At 62.5% G+C, this 15,354-nt stretch carries 16 protein-coding genes; 12 read left to right on the top strand and 4 right to left on the bottom strand.

Features of this window, described 5'->3' with window-relative positions; genetic code table 11:
• Window positions 1–4: 4 nt before the first annotated feature.
• The 3 genes from ABWV42_RS09280 to ABWV42_RS09290 all read right to left on the bottom strand — a co-directional run bounded on the left by ABWV42_RS09280 (window position 5) and on the right by ABWV42_RS09290 (window position 4,306).
• Window positions 5–1,411, bottom strand: a complete 1,407-nt coding sequence (locus ABWV42_RS09280; RefSeq protein ID WP_353339880.1) for an FAD-binding oxidoreductase — start codon at window positions 1,409–1,411, stop codon at window positions 5–7.
• A 56-nt stretch (window positions 1,412–1,467) separates the two neighbouring features.
• Window positions 1,468–3,240: a gamma-glutamyltransferase gene (gene ggt / locus ABWV42_RS09285; RefSeq protein ID WP_353339881.1), complete on the bottom strand. Its 1,773-nt coding sequence runs from the start codon at window positions 3,238–3,240 to the stop codon at window positions 1,468–1,470.
• Between the two features lie 79 nt (window positions 3,241–3,319).
• Entirely contained in the window at window positions 3,320–4,306 is a 987-nt protein-coding gene (locus ABWV42_RS09290) for a 2-hydroxyacid dehydrogenase (RefSeq protein WP_255103352.1), read from the bottom strand.
• A 120-nt stretch (window positions 4,307–4,426) separates the two neighbouring features.
• Between ABWV42_RS09290 and ABWV42_RS09295 the strand changes: the two genes are divergently transcribed.
• Window positions 4,427–4,927: an SH3 domain-containing protein gene (locus tag ABWV42_RS09295; RefSeq protein WP_353339882.1), complete on the top strand. Its 501-nt coding sequence runs from the start codon at window positions 4,427–4,429 to the stop codon at window positions 4,925–4,927.
• A gap of 70 nt (window positions 4,928–4,997) precedes the next feature.
• On the opposite strand, the gene rpe is transcribed toward ABWV42_RS09295, so the two are convergent.
• Window positions 4,998–5,687: a ribulose-phosphate 3-epimerase gene (gene rpe / locus ABWV42_RS09300; protein ID WP_255103355.1), complete on the bottom strand. Its 690-nt coding sequence runs from the start codon at window positions 5,685–5,687 to the stop codon at window positions 4,998–5,000.
• 425 nt (window positions 5,688–6,112) lie between these two features.
• Between rpe and ABWV42_RS09305 the strand changes: the two genes are divergently transcribed.
• From ABWV42_RS09305 to ABWV42_RS09355, 11 genes are all read left to right on the top strand, one after another.
• Window positions 6,113–6,277 carry a hypothetical protein gene (locus tag ABWV42_RS09305; RefSeq protein ID WP_353339883.1) on the top strand — a complete coding sequence of 55 codons (165 nt, stop codon included), beginning with the start codon at window positions 6,113–6,115 and terminating at the stop codon, window positions 6,275–6,277.
• 77 nt (window positions 6,278–6,354) lie between these two features.
• Entirely contained in the window at window positions 6,355–6,990 is a 636-nt protein-coding gene (locus tag ABWV42_RS09310) for a hypothetical protein (protein ID WP_353339884.1), read from the top strand.
• 204 nt (window positions 6,991–7,194) lie between these two features.
• Window positions 7,195–7,419 carry a hypothetical protein gene (locus tag ABWV42_RS09315; RefSeq protein ID WP_255103363.1) on the top strand — a complete coding sequence of 75 codons (225 nt, stop codon included), beginning with the start codon at window positions 7,195–7,197 and terminating at the stop codon, window positions 7,417–7,419.
• A 92-nt stretch (window positions 7,420–7,511) separates the two neighbouring features.
• On the top strand, window positions 7,512–8,528 hold the full coding sequence (locus ABWV42_RS09320; RefSeq protein WP_255103364.1) for a C4-dicarboxylate TRAP transporter substrate-binding protein: 1,017 nt from the start codon (window positions 7,512–7,514) through the stop codon (window positions 8,526–8,528).
• A 70-nt stretch (window positions 8,529–8,598) separates the two neighbouring features.
• Window positions 8,599–9,234: a TRAP transporter small permease subunit gene (locus ABWV42_RS09325; RefSeq protein WP_255103366.1), complete on the top strand. Its 636-nt coding sequence runs from the start codon at window positions 8,599–8,601 to the stop codon at window positions 9,232–9,234.
• Complete coding sequence (locus ABWV42_RS09330; RefSeq protein WP_353339885.1) at window positions 9,227–10,654, top strand: TRAP transporter large permease; 1,428 nt, start codon at window positions 9,227–9,229, stop codon at window positions 10,652–10,654. Before ABWV42_RS09325 ends, ABWV42_RS09330 begins: the two co-directional genes overlap by 8 nt.
• A 123-nt stretch (window positions 10,655–10,777) precedes the next feature.
• Window positions 10,778–11,452 (top strand): energy-coupling factor ABC transporter ATP-binding protein, encoded by a 675-nt coding sequence (locus ABWV42_RS09335; protein WP_353339886.1) that lies wholly within the window; start codon window positions 10,778–10,780, stop codon window positions 11,450–11,452.
• On the top strand, window positions 11,452–12,048 hold the full coding sequence (locus ABWV42_RS09340) for an energy-coupling factor transporter transmembrane component T family protein (protein WP_353339887.1): 597 nt from the start codon (window positions 11,452–11,454) through the stop codon (window positions 12,046–12,048). Before ABWV42_RS09335 ends, ABWV42_RS09340 begins: the two co-directional genes overlap by 1 nt.
• A gap of 102 nt (window positions 12,049–12,150) precedes the next feature.
• Window positions 12,151–12,687: a biotin transporter BioY gene (locus ABWV42_RS09345; RefSeq protein WP_353339888.1), complete on the top strand. Its 537-nt coding sequence runs from the start codon at window positions 12,151–12,153 to the stop codon at window positions 12,685–12,687.
• 10 nt (window positions 12,688–12,697) lie between these two features.
• On the top strand, window positions 12,698–14,203 hold the full coding sequence (locus tag ABWV42_RS09350) for an AMP-binding protein (protein ID WP_353339889.1): 1,506 nt from the start codon (window positions 12,698–12,700) through the stop codon (window positions 14,201–14,203).
• Window positions 14,184–15,353 carry a thiolase family protein gene (locus ABWV42_RS09355; RefSeq protein ID WP_353339890.1) on the top strand — a complete coding sequence of 390 codons (1,170 nt, stop codon included), beginning with the start codon at window positions 14,184–14,186 and terminating at the stop codon, window positions 15,351–15,353. The genes ABWV42_RS09350 and ABWV42_RS09355 overlap by 20 nt, the downstream gene beginning before the upstream one ends.
• Window position 15,354 lies beyond the last annotated feature (1 nt).

Below are 15,354 nucleotides of genomic sequence, written 5' to 3' on the forward strand. Positions count from 1 at the left end.
CATCTCATGCCCCCGGCACGATCTTGCCCGGGTTCATGATGTTGTCGGGATCAAGTGCCGCCTTAATCGCCGCCATCATGTCAACCGCCCCGCCCAGTTCCTTGACGAGGTAAGGCTTCTTGCCCTGCCCGATCCCGTGCTCGCCGGTACAGGTGCCGCCCATCGAAATCGCGAGGTCATTCAACCAGCCGACAAATTCGTCCGCCTTGGCCACTTCCTCGGCGTTGTCCATGTCGATCAGGGGAAGCGTGTGGAAATTGCCGTCTCCCACATGGCCCACAATCGGCGCAATAAAGCCCAGCGCATCGAGCTTTTCCTGCGCCGCCGTCACACATTCCGCCAAACGGGAAATCGGCACGCAAACGTCCGTCGAAATGCCTTTCGCCCCGGGACGTAAGGCAACAGAGGCCCAATAGGCATCATGGCGCGCCTGCCAGAGCTTGTTGCGTTCTTCCGCGCTCGACGTCCATTCAAATCCCTGGCCACCAAACTCCTCGGCAATCCCGCCAAAAAGCTCGGCCTGCTCCTCGACGCTGCTTTCCGAGCCGTGGAACTCCAACAGCAACAGCGGAGATTCCGGCAGGTCCAGCTTGGAATAGGTGTTCACCGCCCGCACGGTCAGCGCATCCAGAAGTTCGATCCGCGCCACGGGAATGCCGTATTGGATCGTCATCATCACCGCCTGACAGGCCGCATCGATGCTGTCAAAGGTCACGCGGGCCGACGACATCGCCTCGGGAATGCCCTGAAGCTTGAGGGTGATCTCGGTAATCAGGCCCAGCGTGCCTTCCGAGCCCACCATGAGCCGCGTCAGATCATAACCCGCACTCGATTTCTTGGCCCGGCTGGCGGTGCGGACGATCTCGCCCTTGGGCGTCACCACCTCAAGCGCAAGAACGTTGTCTTTCATCGTGCCATAACGCACCGCGTTGGTGCCGCTGGCACGGGTGGCCGCCATACCCCCAAGCGAGGCATTCGCCCCCGGATCAATCGGAAAGAACAACCCCTGATCGCGCAGGTACACGTTCAGCTGCTCGCGCGTCACACCGGGCTGCACCACGCAATCAAGGTCTTCGGCGTGCACCGCAACGATCTCGTTCATCTCGGTCATGTCGACACAGACGCCCCCCGCAGGCGCGTTCACATGCCCCTCAAGCGAGGTGCCCGTCCCGAAGCCGATCACCGGCACCTTGTGCGCGGCACAGACCTGCACGATCTCGGCCACCTCCTGCGAGGATCGGGGATAGACCACCGCATCGGGCGCCTGATTGCGAATCCAGGTGGTCGTATGGCCGTGCTGTTCGCGGATCGCCTCTCCGGTCTGGAACTTCTCGCCAAACTTCTGTTTCAAAACGCCCAGCGCCGCCGCGATCCCAACCTCGTTGCGCGGCAAATCCACAGCATCAACCATCACTCTCTCCTCATGTCTTGCGAATGTCTAAGGGCATGTCCGGGCGGACCAACAGGCTATTGGCCAACCGCCAGCCCCTCGCGGCGTGGATCGGCACCGCCCTGCAACCGGTCTCCGATCGAAATCGCGTGCAGCCCCGAATTAAGATCGCGTACCTTGGTTTCAAACCCCATGGCCTGCAAGTCCGCCTGCATTCGGGGTTCTTCCATCTCGAAGGTTCCGAAACGGTTGGCCAGATGCGGCATGGCAACGGCCTGCTGCACGTCCATTTCCCAATCGATATGGGCGATGATGGTCTTGGCCACATAGGGAATGATACGGCTGCCCCCGGGCGAGCCGACAACCAGAACCGGCTTGCCCTTCCAAAACACAATCGTCGGCGCCATGGACGACCTTGGCCGCTTGCCGGGTTCCACGCGATTGGCAACCGGCACACCATCGCGATGCGACCGGAAGGAAAAATCCGTCAATTCGTTGTTCAGAAGATAGCCGTTCGCCATCACGCGGCTGCCAAAGCCGTTCTCGATGGTCGTCGTCATCGAAAGGGCGTTTCCATAGGCATCCACGATCGAAATATGCGAGGTCGAAGGCGCCGCACGCTCTTCGTCACGCGCCCAGTTCACCGCGTGATCGAACTCGGGCTTGCCGGGCGCGACAACGTCCAGCGCGGTATCCCTGCGCAAAAGCTCTGCACGTCCGGTCAGATACTCCTGCGTCAGCATCCCCTTGGTCGGGACCGGCACGAAATCATCATCCGCCACATATTTCCCACGGTCCGCAAAGGCCAACCGCATGGCATCCCCGATCAGCCGCCAGGTCACCGGATCATCCGGACCCAGCCCCGTCATGTCGAAGGGTTCGAGAATGCCAAGGATCTGGCCCACCGCGATACCCCCGGACGACGGCGGCCCCATGCCACAGACGTCAAAGCCGCGATAGCTGGCACAGGCGGCCGGACGCTCCTTGACCTCGTAAAGCGCGAGATCAACATCGCTCAGAAGCCCGGGCTTGGCCGCGGAACGCACCGCCGTCAGGATCTCGGCTGCAATGTCGCCGGTATAGAACGGCTCCGCGCCCTTTTCTGCCAGGGCCCACACACTGGCCGCATAGGCCGGATTGCGCAGGATCTGCCCCTCGGCAAGCGGCATCCCGTCAGGCAGGAAATAGGCGGCAGTCTCGGGATGCACCGCCAAACGCCCGGCATCACGCGCGACTGAGGCTGCCATGCGCGGCGACACGGCAAAACCGTCTTCGGCATGGGAAATCGCCTCGTCAAACAGGGATGCCCAGTTGGCCCGCCCCCATTTGCGATGCGCCACTTCCATCAGGCGTGGCGTCCCCGGTGTGCCCACCGACAATCCGCCAACCACGGCCTCGAAAAACTTCTGCGGTTTGCCGTCAGCATCCAGCAACATGCGCGGCGTCGCGGCAAAAGGCGCGGTTTCCCGACCATCCAGCGTGGTGATCTCGCCACTCGCGGCATCATACCAGACAAGAAAGGCACCGCCCCCAAGGCCCGAACTCTGCGGCTCTACCAAGCCCAGAACCGCCTGAACGGCAACCATCGCATCCGCGGCCGTGCCGCCTTCGCGCAACACCCGCGCTCCGGCCTCGACGGCCAGCGGATGGGCCGCCGCAACCATCCAGTCCTCGGCCTCCACGGGTTTACCGGCCTGCTTGGCCTCCAAAGACGCCCGAAGCTCGGGCGACACCTCGCGCACCAGCGCGGTCGCGACTTCCGGTGCCACGGCATCCGCCGCCTCCTGTGCGACAGCCCCTGACGCTGCAAGCGCCGCAAAGACTGAAATTGCCTTCAGAAATCCGGTCATGGCCTCCCCTCCATTCACGACCCCAAAAAGAAAACCGGCCGCACGCATCGCGCACGACCGACAATAGCTTGTGCCTTCGTTACAGCATGGCCGGAACCACGAGATCCGGCGGACGGTGCCCATCGTCGAAGGTCTTGATGTTGATGATCACCTTTTCGCCCATCTCGAGACGGCTCTCGATCGTGGCCGACCCCATGTGCGGCAAAAGGTGCACGTTGGGCATGGCAATCAGATCCGGATTGGCCTCAACGCCGTGTTCATAGACGTCCAGCGCGGCCCCCGCGATCTCGCCGCTTTTCAACTCGCGCACCAGCGCGTTCTCATCAACCACCTCACCACGCGAGGTGTTGATCAGGTAAGCCCCCTCTTTCATCAATTTCAGACGACGCGCGTTCATCAGGTGGAACGTCCCCGGCGTATGCGGGCAATGGATCGTCAGCACATCCATCCGCGCGACCATCTGGTCAAGGCTCTCCCAGTAAGTCGCTTCAAGCTCCTGCTCGATCTCCGGACGCAGACGGCGCCGATTGTGATAATGCACCTGCATGCCAAAGGCCTTGGCGCGACGGGCAACCGCCTGACCAATGCGCCCCATGCCCAGAATACCCAGACGACGGCCACCAATCCGGCCACCCAGCATCGCATTCGGCGCCCAGCCGTGCCAATCGCCAGAGGCCATCATCCGCAATCCTTCCGGGATGCGACGAGTCACACCAACGATCATCGCCATGGTCATGTCGGCCGTGTCGTCAGCCGCAACACCGGGCGTGTTGGAGACAAGAACACCGCGCTGGCGCGCAGTCTCGACATCAATGTGGTCAACACCGGCCCCATAGTTCGCGATCAGCTTCAGACGGTCGCCCGCAGCGGCAATCATGTTGGCGTCGATATTGTCGGTCAGTGTGGGAACAAGAACATCGGCGTCGCGCATCGCGTCCACCAGTTCGCCCCGAGACATGGGAGCATCGTCATCGCGCAGCCGTACATCGAAAAGCTCGGAAAGCCGGGTTTCGACAGCGTCCGGCAAGCGTCGCGTAACAACAACACTCAGACGTTCCTTTGGCATGCGGACCTCCCAATCCTTTCCAAATCATCCAGTTGATGACACACTGCCTCACACGTCGACGGGGCACAAGAACCTGCGGCGGAATAAACGGCAGAAAACACACAAGACATGGCGGACAGAATGACACAGCGGCTCGGCTTGGCCCTTTTGGCAGGCATAGTGTTGTTTTCGAACGGACTTCTCGCTGAGGAAGTTCGCGGTCCGGTCACGAACCTGCCTTTGCCGCGCTATGTTTCGCTGAAAGCCAGCAAGGCCAATGTCCGTCGCGGCCCATCCCTGACCCACCGCATCGACTGGGTTTTCACCCGTCGGTCCATGCCGCTCCAGATCACCGCCGAATACGGCCACTGGCGTCGTGTCCAGGATATCGAGGGCGCAGGGGGCTGGGTGCACTACTCGCTGTTGTCCGGCGTCCGCACGGTGATCGTCGAACAGGACATGCTGCCCCTGACCCAACGCCCCGACCCCCAGTCGCCTGAAACCGCGCTGCTGGAAATGGGCGTCGTCGCCCGCCTTGGCGAATGCCTCAAGGAATGGTGCAAGCTCACCTCGGGCGGCTACAAAGGCTGGGCCCCCAAGACCGCGCTTTGGGGCGTGTTCGACAACGAATTGCGCGAATGACCCCAGAACGTAGAAAAGCCCGCCGGGGACCGACGGGCCTTCACAAGAGATAGATCGACAGGAAACGCTGTTACTGTGCCGCCTGCGCTGCGGCGCGGATGGCCCGGATGTTCTCGCCGTAGACATCCGCCTTCTCCACGCTGCCGCCCTTGAACACGGCCGAGCCTGCCACAAGCACATCGGCCCCGGCAGCGGCAACCAAAGGCGCAGTCTCAGTCGTGACACCACCGTCAATCTGGATATGGATCGGACGGTCGCCGATCATCTCGCGGCAGCGACGGGTCTTTTCGACACCCGAATGGATGAATTTCTGACCGCCAAAGCCCGGGTTCACCGTCATGATCAGCACCATGTCGACAAGGTCCATCACGTGTTCGATGCTCTCAAGCGGCGTGCCGGGGTTCAGCGACACCCCCGCCTTGACGCCCTGCGCCTTGATCGCCTGAAGCGTGCGGTGAATATGCGGGCCGGCTTCGACATGAGCGGTGATCATGTCCGCACCTGCCTCGGCATAGGCCTCGATATAGGGATCAACGGGCGCAATCATCAGATGCACGTCCATGAAGGTCTTCACATGCGGACGGAACGCTTTCACCGCCGGCGGCCCAAAGGTCAGGTTCGGCACAAAGTGGCCATCCATCACATCCACATGCACCCAGTCCGCACCCTGCGCCTCGATGGCTTGGATCTCCTGTCCGAAGTTGGCGAAATCCGCCGACAGGATGGATGGTGCGATTTTGATGGAACGGTCGAAAGTCATGTGAGGCCCCCAGCGCCCGACAGGCGAAAACGATTCGATTTGAGCGGGAAAATGGAGTTTGGCGGCAGAAAGTGCAATCCGGTCTTCACATCAGCCGTGCCGCAACGCAGCAATATTCCTGCCTGTTTTTTCACCAAACCTGTAGCACGGCCATCAAAACCAAGCAAAAATCCGCCCAAAACGGCAAAAACAGCTCATCCCGTTTCAATTCTGTCATGCTGCACATGCAGAATAGACCAAACCAAGGAGGTCGCCATTCATCCTTTGGCGCAGATATCACGCACGGTCCCCGCTTTGCCTGCTTGCCCATGGCAGCGTTCGAGCGGGGTTTCTCCCATGACTTCCTTGACCAAAGAACTCCGTTCTCTTTGCCACCGCTTTCGCAAACGCATCCCCCAATTGGCACCCTGCCAAGGAGAGCCTAGATGAAGCCGCTTGCCCTGTTCCCTGCCGTGCTGCTGGCCACACCCGCCGCCGCAGATGCCTTCGTGATTCACTCGACGGGCCCCGACGCCCCGGCCTGGCTCCCCTTTCTGGTTGGCGGCCTTGTGGTGGCCTCCGTCGCGCGACTGGCCTGGGTGCGCCGATGACTTTTTTCAAAACTTCGCGTGGACCAACCCACTCTCCCGGATCTTTGCCCGGTCCGTCCAATGACTGGAGACCAACAATGACGAACTTTCTCACCTCTCAATACACCGGTGCCATGAACAACATGTTCGTGGTCGCAAATCTGATGGAGCGCCAGATGCGGTTCTCCTATGCCGTGGGCCGCGCAATGCTCGAGGCGCACCCGCTTCTGATCACCCGCAAAGCGCTGAACGACATCGAATCCACTCCGGCGGCACCGGTCGCAAAGCCGGCCCCCAAGCCCAAGACTACGGCCAGAAAGGCGGCCCTGAAACCCTCCCCCTCCGAGGAACCCGCTCCGGCACCAAAAGCCAAGCCGGCGGCCAAGGCCGCACCCGCGCCGCAAAAAACGGTCGCAAAGCCGAAAACCCCGGCCAAGGCCAAAGCCGCCCCTGCAAAACCCGCCCCCACCGCCAAGGCAACGCCAGCTCCTAAAGCACCGGTTGCGAAAAAAGCGGAACCGGCACCGGCAAAGGCTCCGTCCAAAGTGGCGGCTCCAAAACCCGCGCCCAAAACACAGCCCGTCGAAACCAAGGCGGCAACTGCCTCCAAGGCGACGTCAAAAAAGACAGCCGAGACAATGCCCCCCGAAACTCCGCAACCCGCCCGCAAGCGGACCCGCGCGCCCTCGAAACCGCCGGCGATGCCAAAGCCGACCAGCGCGACCAAGAAATAACCCTAACAGGCCACGCCAAAAGGACAGACGCCCGCGACACTCGCGGGCGTTTTCCGTTTCGGACTTTGGTTCACAATTTGCCCAGTGATTCAGCAACTTGCAGCAGGTGCAAGGCGGCCATGTCGAACTGTCACTGGTAACGTCAACAAGTGTGACCTACCTTCAGCGCAAGGGAGGACCAACGTTAGAAATTCGAGGGTCCAAATGGCACATATCTCAGTAAATGCTCCGGCACATAACTCCATCCTGCGCGTTCTTGCTGCGCCCTTCGTTGCCGTTGGCAACTTTCTGATCGCAATTGGCGAAGCCAACTCGCGTGCCGAGAAAGCCAATCGCCTGCAGCAAATGAGCGATGCAGAACTGGCCGCACGCGGCATCAAGCGCGAAGACATCGTTCGTCACGTCTTCAAGGACATCTACTACGTCTGATCCCTACCCAAAAATACGGATACCCACCTTCCCCCCCGCGCGCTAACTTGTTGCGAGTGCCGACAAAAGATCGGCACACTGGGAGGAAAATTATGAAACGATTTTTGGGTAAAGCCACCTTGGTGGCCTGTGCATTTGGTCTCGCGTCCGAAGCGGCCGCGACCGAATGGAACGTATCGGTCTGGGGCAAACGCCGCGCCTTTACCGAACATGTGGAAAAACTCGCCGAACTGGTCTCGGCCAAGACCAACGGCGAGTTCACCATGAACATCAGCTACGGTGGCCTGTCGAAAAACCGCGAGAACCTTGATGGCATCTCGATCGGTGCCTTCGAAATGGCCCAGTTCTGCGCTGGCTATCACCGCGACAAGAACCGCGTCATCACCGTTCTGGAACTGCCGTTCCTTGGCGTCTCCAACCTCGAAGAGGAAGTCGCCGTCTCGATGGCTGTCTACGGTCACCCTGCGGCTGCCGAAGAAATGGAACAGTGGAACGCCAAGCTGCTGATGACCTCGCCCATGCCACAGTACAACCTGGTCGGCACCGGCGATCCGCGTGATACGCTGGCGGAATTCGACGGCATGCGCGTGCGCGCAACCGGCGGCCTTGGCAAAGCCTTCGAAGCCGTTGGCGGCGTGCCGACCTCGGTCACCGCTACCGAAGCCTATCAGGCAATGGAATCCGGCGTTGTTGATACCGTGGCCTTTGCCCAACACGCCCACCTCGCCTTTGGCACCATCAACCAGGCAGACTGGTGGACGGCAAACCTCAACCCCGGCACCGTGAACTGCCCGGTTGTGGTGAACATCGACGCCTATGAGGCCCTCTCGGACTCCGAACGCGCCGCGCTCGACAGCTCGATCCCCGAAGCCCTCGACCACTATCTCGCCAACTACGGCACCCTTCTTGAAAAGTGGGATGGCGTTCTGGCCGAGAAAAACGTCCAGAAAGTCGAGATCTCCGATGATGTCATCGCCGAGTTCCGCGCCAAGGCTGCTGACCCGATCCGTGATGCGTGGATTTCCGACATGGAAGCCCAGGGCCTGCCCGGTCAGGAGCTTTATGACCTCGTCGTGAAAACCCTGTCCGACCACCGCGCGGGCAACTGATCCAGCATGACTTCGACGGCCCCGGCGCTTGCCGGGGTCGTCTGCATTTTGACGTACAAAGGGGATGGACATGGCCGGTTCCTCCGCCGTGCTTGAAGATGGCAGCTTGCTCAGCCGTCTCGACAAGCAGCTTCTCAAGCTAGAACAGTTCTTTGCACTCCTGAGCGGCCTTGCCGTCTTCAGCTTGATGTTCCTTGCCGCCTATTCGGTCGGCGGACGCAAGTTCTTTGCTTCGCCACTGGCGGGCTACGTGGACTGGATCGAAGCCCTGATGCCCCTCATCGCCTTCATGGGCATCGCCTATGTCCAGCGCGACGGCAGCCATATCCGCATGGATCTGGTGATTGGCCGCCTCAAGGGCCGCGCCCTCTGGGCAGCCGAACTGCTCTCGGTGACCCTGATCCTCCTGCTGATCATCGCGCTTGTCATGGGGTCATGGGCCCATTTCGACCGGTCGTTCGACTGCGCACGCCCCTTGTGTTCGCGCGACAGCTCCATCGACATCGGCCTGCCGATCTGGCCGTCGAAACTGATCGTACCCGTGGCCTTCTCGGTCCTCTGCCTGCGCCTGATGATCCAGGTCTGGGGCTATGGCCGCGCCCTTGTCCTTGGCCTGCCGACCCCCGTCGCCGTGCCGCTTGTACAAAGCATCGAGGAACAGGCCCGCGCCGAAGCCGACGCGCTGGGAGGCACCGACAATGGATAATATCACCATCGGCCTCTGGGTCACCGGCGGCATGCTGCTGCTTGTCGTTCTGGGGATGCGCGTCGCCTTTGCCGCTGCGCTTGCAGGCTTTATCGGCATCGTCTGGATTTTCTGGTCCAAGATGGGCTACGCGCCCGAGAAATTCCTCTACTGGAACGAACGTCGCGAAATCTGGGACGGTGCCCTCGGCAAATCCATCCAGGTCGCCGGTTCCGTTCCCCACTCCAAGGTCTCAAGCCAGGCCCTCAGCCTGATCCCGACCTTCATTCTCATCGGCTACCTCGCCTATTATGCCAAGTTGACCACCGCCTTGTTCGAAGCAGCCAAACGCTGGATCGCCTGGGTGCCGGGCGGCCTCGCGGTGTCGACCGTCTTTGCCACTGCAGGTTTCGCCGCCGTCTCCGGCGCCTCCGTGGCCACCGCCGCCGTCTTCGCGCGGATCGCCATCCCCGAGATGCTCAAGTCCGGCTACAACAAGCAGTTCGCCGCTGGCGTCGTTGCGGCAGGTGGCACGCTGGCCTCGCTGATCCCGCCGTCGGCCATCCTCGTGATCTACGCCATCATCGTCGAACAGGACGTGGGCAAACTCCTGCTCGCGGGCTTCATCCCCGGTGCCTTCTCGGCGCTGGTCTACGGGTTGATGATCGTCGGCATCGCGATGATCTTCAAAACCGTCGGTCCCCCGGTCACAGGCTTCACATGGCGCGAACGGCTGGTATCCCTGCCGCCCGCCCTGCCCATCGTGCTGGTGGTCGTGATCATCATCTTCTTTGTCTACAATCCCTTCGGCGACGCCTGGGGCACGCCAACCGAAGGCGGTGCCGTCGGCGCCTTCATCGTCTTCCTGATGGCGCTCTACCGCGGCATGCGCTGGAATGAGCTGAAATCGGCCCTGCTTGAAACCGCGAAACTCACCGTGATGATCTTCACCATCATCTGGGGTGTCCTGATCTACGTGCGTTTCCTTGGCTTCGCCGACCTGCCCGGCGCCTTCTCCGACTGGATCACCAGCCTGACCATGTCGCCCTGGCTGATCCTCGTCTGCATCCTGCTGGCCTACGCGGTGCTGGGGATGTTCATGGACGCCATCGGCATGCTCTTGCTGACACTGCCCGTGGTCTATCCTGCGGTCATGGCCCTGAATGGCGGCGAAGCGGTAACGGCCGCCGAGTCGACCTTCGGCATGAGCGGGACCATGTGCGCGATCTGGTTTGGTATCCTGGTGGTGAAGATGGCCGAATTCTGCCTGATCACGCCCCCCATCGGCCTCAACTGCTTTGTTGTTGCCGGGGTCCGCGATGATCTCAGCGTTCAGGATGTCTTCAAGGGCGTCACCCCCTTCTTCATCGCCGACGCCATCACCATCGCCCTTCTGGTCGCCTTCCCGTGGATCGTGCTCTGGCTGCCTTCCATGGCCTGACCCTGATGGGGGCGGCACGCCCGCCCCTTCAATGCACCGCAAATACTCCCGCCGGAGGCATCCACACCTTCAACAAGCGCCCCAATTGCGTTATGAGCGCGCAATCACAGCCACGGGGCCATTATGATCCAAGTCCAGAACGTCACGCTTTCTTACGGAGACCGCACGGTCCTGCATGACATATCGCTGACCTTGAGCGAACGACGCATTGCGATCATCGGGGCCAACGGATCGGGCAAATCCTCCTTTGCCCGGCTTCTGAATGGCCTCGTGCTGCCCACCTCGGGCGATGTGCTGATCGACGGCCAGAACACCCGCACCCACGGCAAGGACATCCGCCAGAAAGTCGGCTTCGTGTTTCAGAACCCGGACAACCAGATCGTCTTTCCCGTGGTCGAGGAAGACCTCGCCTTTGGTATGAAGAACCTCGGCTTTTCCAAGGAAGACATCACCCGCAAGACGGATGAAATCCTCGCGCGTTATGACATGTCCGACCTGCGCGAACACCCCGCGCACCTGTTGTCGGGCGGCCAGAAACAGCTTCTGGCAATCTCCGGTGTCCTCGTGATGGAGCCCGCCTATGTGGTGATGGACGAACCCACCACCCTGCTTGATCTGCGCAACAAACGGCGTGTCGCGCGGGCGGTGGACGCCATTGACCAGACCGTCATCTTCGTCAGCCACGATCTCGACCTGCTGCATGATTTCGACCGCGTGGTTGTCTTCGACGAAGGCCGCGTGATCGCCGATGACACGCCCGCCAAAGCCATCCCACTCTACATGGACCGGATGTCCTGATGCTCGATCTCTATTCGCCCGGCACATCCCTCCTGCACCGTATGCGGCCCGCGCCCAAGATGCTGGCGCTGATGATCGGCGCAACGCTTCTGTTCCTGAACGAAAGCCTGCCGCTCACGGTGGCCGCAACCGTCCTTGTGCTTGCGCTCTATTTCTTGGCCGGCCTGACCCTCAGACAGGCGTGGAACCAGATCCGCCCGCTCCTGTGGATTTTCGCCCTGTTCTTTGCCCTGCAATGGTACTTCTCCGGCCTGACCCTCGCCGCCTATGTCGTGCTGCGCCTCGCTGCGCTGATCCTGCTGGCAAGCCTCGTGACCCTGACCACCCGATCAAGCGATATGATCGACACCATGACCAGCGGTCTGCGCTTCCTCAAACCCTTTGGCGTGAACCCCGCCAAGGTGGGCCTCGCGATTTCCCTTGCCCTGCGGTTCATCCCCGTCCTTGCCCAGATCACACAGGACGTCCGCGAAGCGCAAAAGGCGCGCGGCCTTGAACGCTCGGTGATTGCCGTCGCCATGCCCGTCGCCATCCGTACGATCAAGATGGCGGACGATATTTCTGATGCGATCGAATCCCGAGGATATCGTCCCTAAAAACCGCTGCACTGCGGCAAAACCCCTTGTCGGGCTGTCCCCCGTTTTCCTAGGACACGCGCCAACCCTCGGGTCACCACTCACGAACGAAGGAACACGATTATGGACACCAAGAGCATCGTTTACATCGCTCTTTTCGCCGCGCTGACCGCAGCCCTCGGCCTCATGCCCCCGATCAGCTTTGCCGGCCTCGGCCTGCCGCCAATCACCGCACAGTCGCTCGGCGTCATGCTGGCCGGTGCCGTTGCCGGCGCACGCCGTGGTGGCCTTGCCCTTCTTCTCTTCATCGCACTTGTCGCCGTCGGCCTGCCGCTGCTTGCCGGTGGACGGGGTGGCCTTGGCTTGTTCTTCGGCACCTCGGGCGGCTTCCTTCTGGCATGGCCGCTTTCCGCAGCCCTCATCGGCTACCTTGTTGCCAAGAACCCCGCTGCCAACTTCCTGACCACGGCGATCTATGTCGCGCTTGGCGGTATCGTACTGATGTATGCCATCGGTATTCCGTGGATGGCCTTCGTCGGCAAACTCGGCCTGTCCAAGTCGATCACGATCATGGTGGCATATGTCCCCGGCGATCTTGTAAAGGTGGTTGTGGCAACCATCATCGCCCGCGGACTGCGCAGGGCCTACCCGAACCTCTGAAGGAGACGCATTGCCCCTTTGCAACGCGATAGCCATTCATGCCCGCCAGCGCCCCGACGCGCTGGCGGTATCCATTTCCGGCAGCCCCCTGACCTACGGTGAGTTGCACCACAACATCGCGCGTCTGCACGGGGCGCTTGCGGCACTGCCCAGACATCCCCGCGCGGATGTCCTGCTCCCGGAAGACGCCCGCCTCTTTGCCTTTGCCGCCGGCAACCACCCTTCCGCCGCAACCCTGCTTGCCGCGGCGCTGGCCACCCCGCACGCGGTGCAACTGCTTGATCCGCACTGGCCCGACGCCCTGCATCAGCAGACACTGGCCAAACTGCCCCCCGACGTCATCTTCTGCCTGTCGACACAAACCGCCCTCCTGGCCGCCGCCGATCACCTCGGCATTCCCGCCGTCTGCGTGGACACCGGTGATTTCGACGCCTTCCTCGCGGCCCCCGCCGACATCCCCTGGACCGTGCCATCCGATACCTTCCTCGTCGGCTTTACCTCTGGCACCACGTCGCAACCCAAGGCCTTTGCCCGCTCCCGCCAGTCATGGCGCATCTCGCTGGACGCCAGCCGCGAAGCCTTTGCCCTGACCGATCAGACCCACACTTTCGCGCCCGGCCCGCTGGCGCATGGCATCACCCTCTACGCCTTTGCCGAAACCCTCGACCTTGGCGCGACCTTCTACGGCCTGACCCACTTTGAGCCCGCCGCCGCCCACCGCGCCCTGAGCGCGGCCCGACGGATCGTTGCCGTCCCCACCCTCCTCAGCGCCATCTCGCATGGCAGCGCGCAGGACCATATCCGCGAAATCACCACCGCAGGCGCCAAGCTAGACACCACCATCCTCGGCAAGGCCCGCACCACCTTTCCCAACGCCCGCATCCACGAATACTACGGCGCCTCCGAACTCGGCTTCGTCAGCCTCAACACCCATGGTCTCCTAAGCTCCTCGGCCCCCGCCAACAGCGTCGGACGCCCCTTCCCGCACGTCTCGCTTTCGATCCGCCAGAATGGTCAGGAAGTGCCGCAGGGCAGCCCCGGAACCATCTTCGTGCGCGGCGATCTCGCCATCGATGGCTACCTCTGGGGCGGGCGCAACAGCGGCTTTCGTCGCGAAGGCCCCTGGGCCACGGTCGGCGACATCGGCAGGCTGAACAACGACGGAAGCCTCTCGCTCCTCGGGCGCGAGGGCGGCATGGTGATCACCTCGGGCCACAACGTCTATCCACAGGAAATCGAAACCGCGCTGGCCGAAATCCCCGGCGTCGAGGGGGCCGTGGTCCTTGGCCAGTCCCACCCCTCGCGCGGGCAGGAGATCATCGCCATCGTCGGCGGCGCGGTGCCGCTGGCCGAAATCAAATCGCAATTGGCCATCCGCCTGCCCCGCTACAAACTGCCCCGCCGGTTCTATCGGGTAGAGGCATGGCCCCTCACCAGCAGCGGCAAGGCCGACCGCGCCGCGCTGCTGACCTGGGCCGAGACAAAGGATGCCCGCCTTGCAGCTGTTACCGCCTGATCGCCAACCGGTCATCATCGCCGCCCGCCGCAGCGCCATCGGACGCGCTGGTGGGATGTTCAGGGATCTCGACGTTCAGGATCTGGCCGCCCCGGTCCTGCAGGCCGCCCTTGCCGACACCCCGTTTTCCCCCTCTGACATCGACGATGTGATCCTTGGCAACGCGGCCGGCCCGGGCGGCAACATCGCCCGCCTTTCCGCTCTCACCGCCTGGCGCGACATCACCGTGCCCGGAGTCACCACCGATCGCCAGTGCGGCGCGGGCCTCGAAGCCGTCATCCACGCCTGCCGCCTGATACAGGCCGGTGCCGGAGAGGTCTTTGTCGCGGGCGGCGTTGAAAGCCAGAGCCGAAAACCCCTGCGCGCCCTGCCCGGCCGCGATGGCAGCGCCCCCGAAGCCTACACCCGCGCCCGCTTTTCCCCTGACGAGATCGGCGACCCCGACATGGGCACCGCCGCCGACAACGTCGCGCGCGCCTATGACATCTCAAGAGAACGGCAAGACAGCTTTGCCCTGCAATCCCATACCCGCGCCAAGGCGGCACAGGCCAGCGGGGCCTTCGACGCCGAAATCGTGCCCATCAAGGGCTGTTCCACCGATGAATGCCCGCGCGACGATCTCACCCTGCCCCGCATCGCCCGCCTGCGCCCCGCCTTCGGCAAGGACGGCTCGGTGACTGTGGCCAATGCCTGCCCCCTGAACGACGGGGCCAGCGCCCTTGTCATAACCTCCGCTGAACGCGCCCGTGCGGCGGGCCTGTCCCGCGGCCTCGCCTTCCTCGACGCCGCAACCGCAGGGGTCGATCCCAACCTTCTCGGCATCGGCCCCGTCGCATCGACCCGCAAACTGCTGCACCGCCGCCCCGACATCACGCTCGACGCGCTCACCCATCTGGAATTCAACGAAGCCTTCGCCGCCCAGGTACTGGCCTCCCTCGACCAGCTTGACCTGCCCGCAGACCTTCCTAACCAGCAAGGCGGCGCCATCGCCCTCGGCCATCCCTTCGGGGCCTCCGGCGCGATCCTCGCCACCCGCTTGTTTACGCAGTTGATAAGACAGCCAAGCCACGACACCGCCCTTGCCATGGCGATGATCGGCATCGGCGGCGGGCTCGGCCTGACCGCAGCCTTCAGCCCGCTTCGGTTCTAAA

The sequence above is a fragment of the Pelagimonas sp. KU-00592-HH genome, from assembly GCF_040369695.1.
Lineage (GTDB): Bacteria > Pseudomonadota > Alphaproteobacteria > Rhodobacterales > Rhodobacteraceae > Shimia.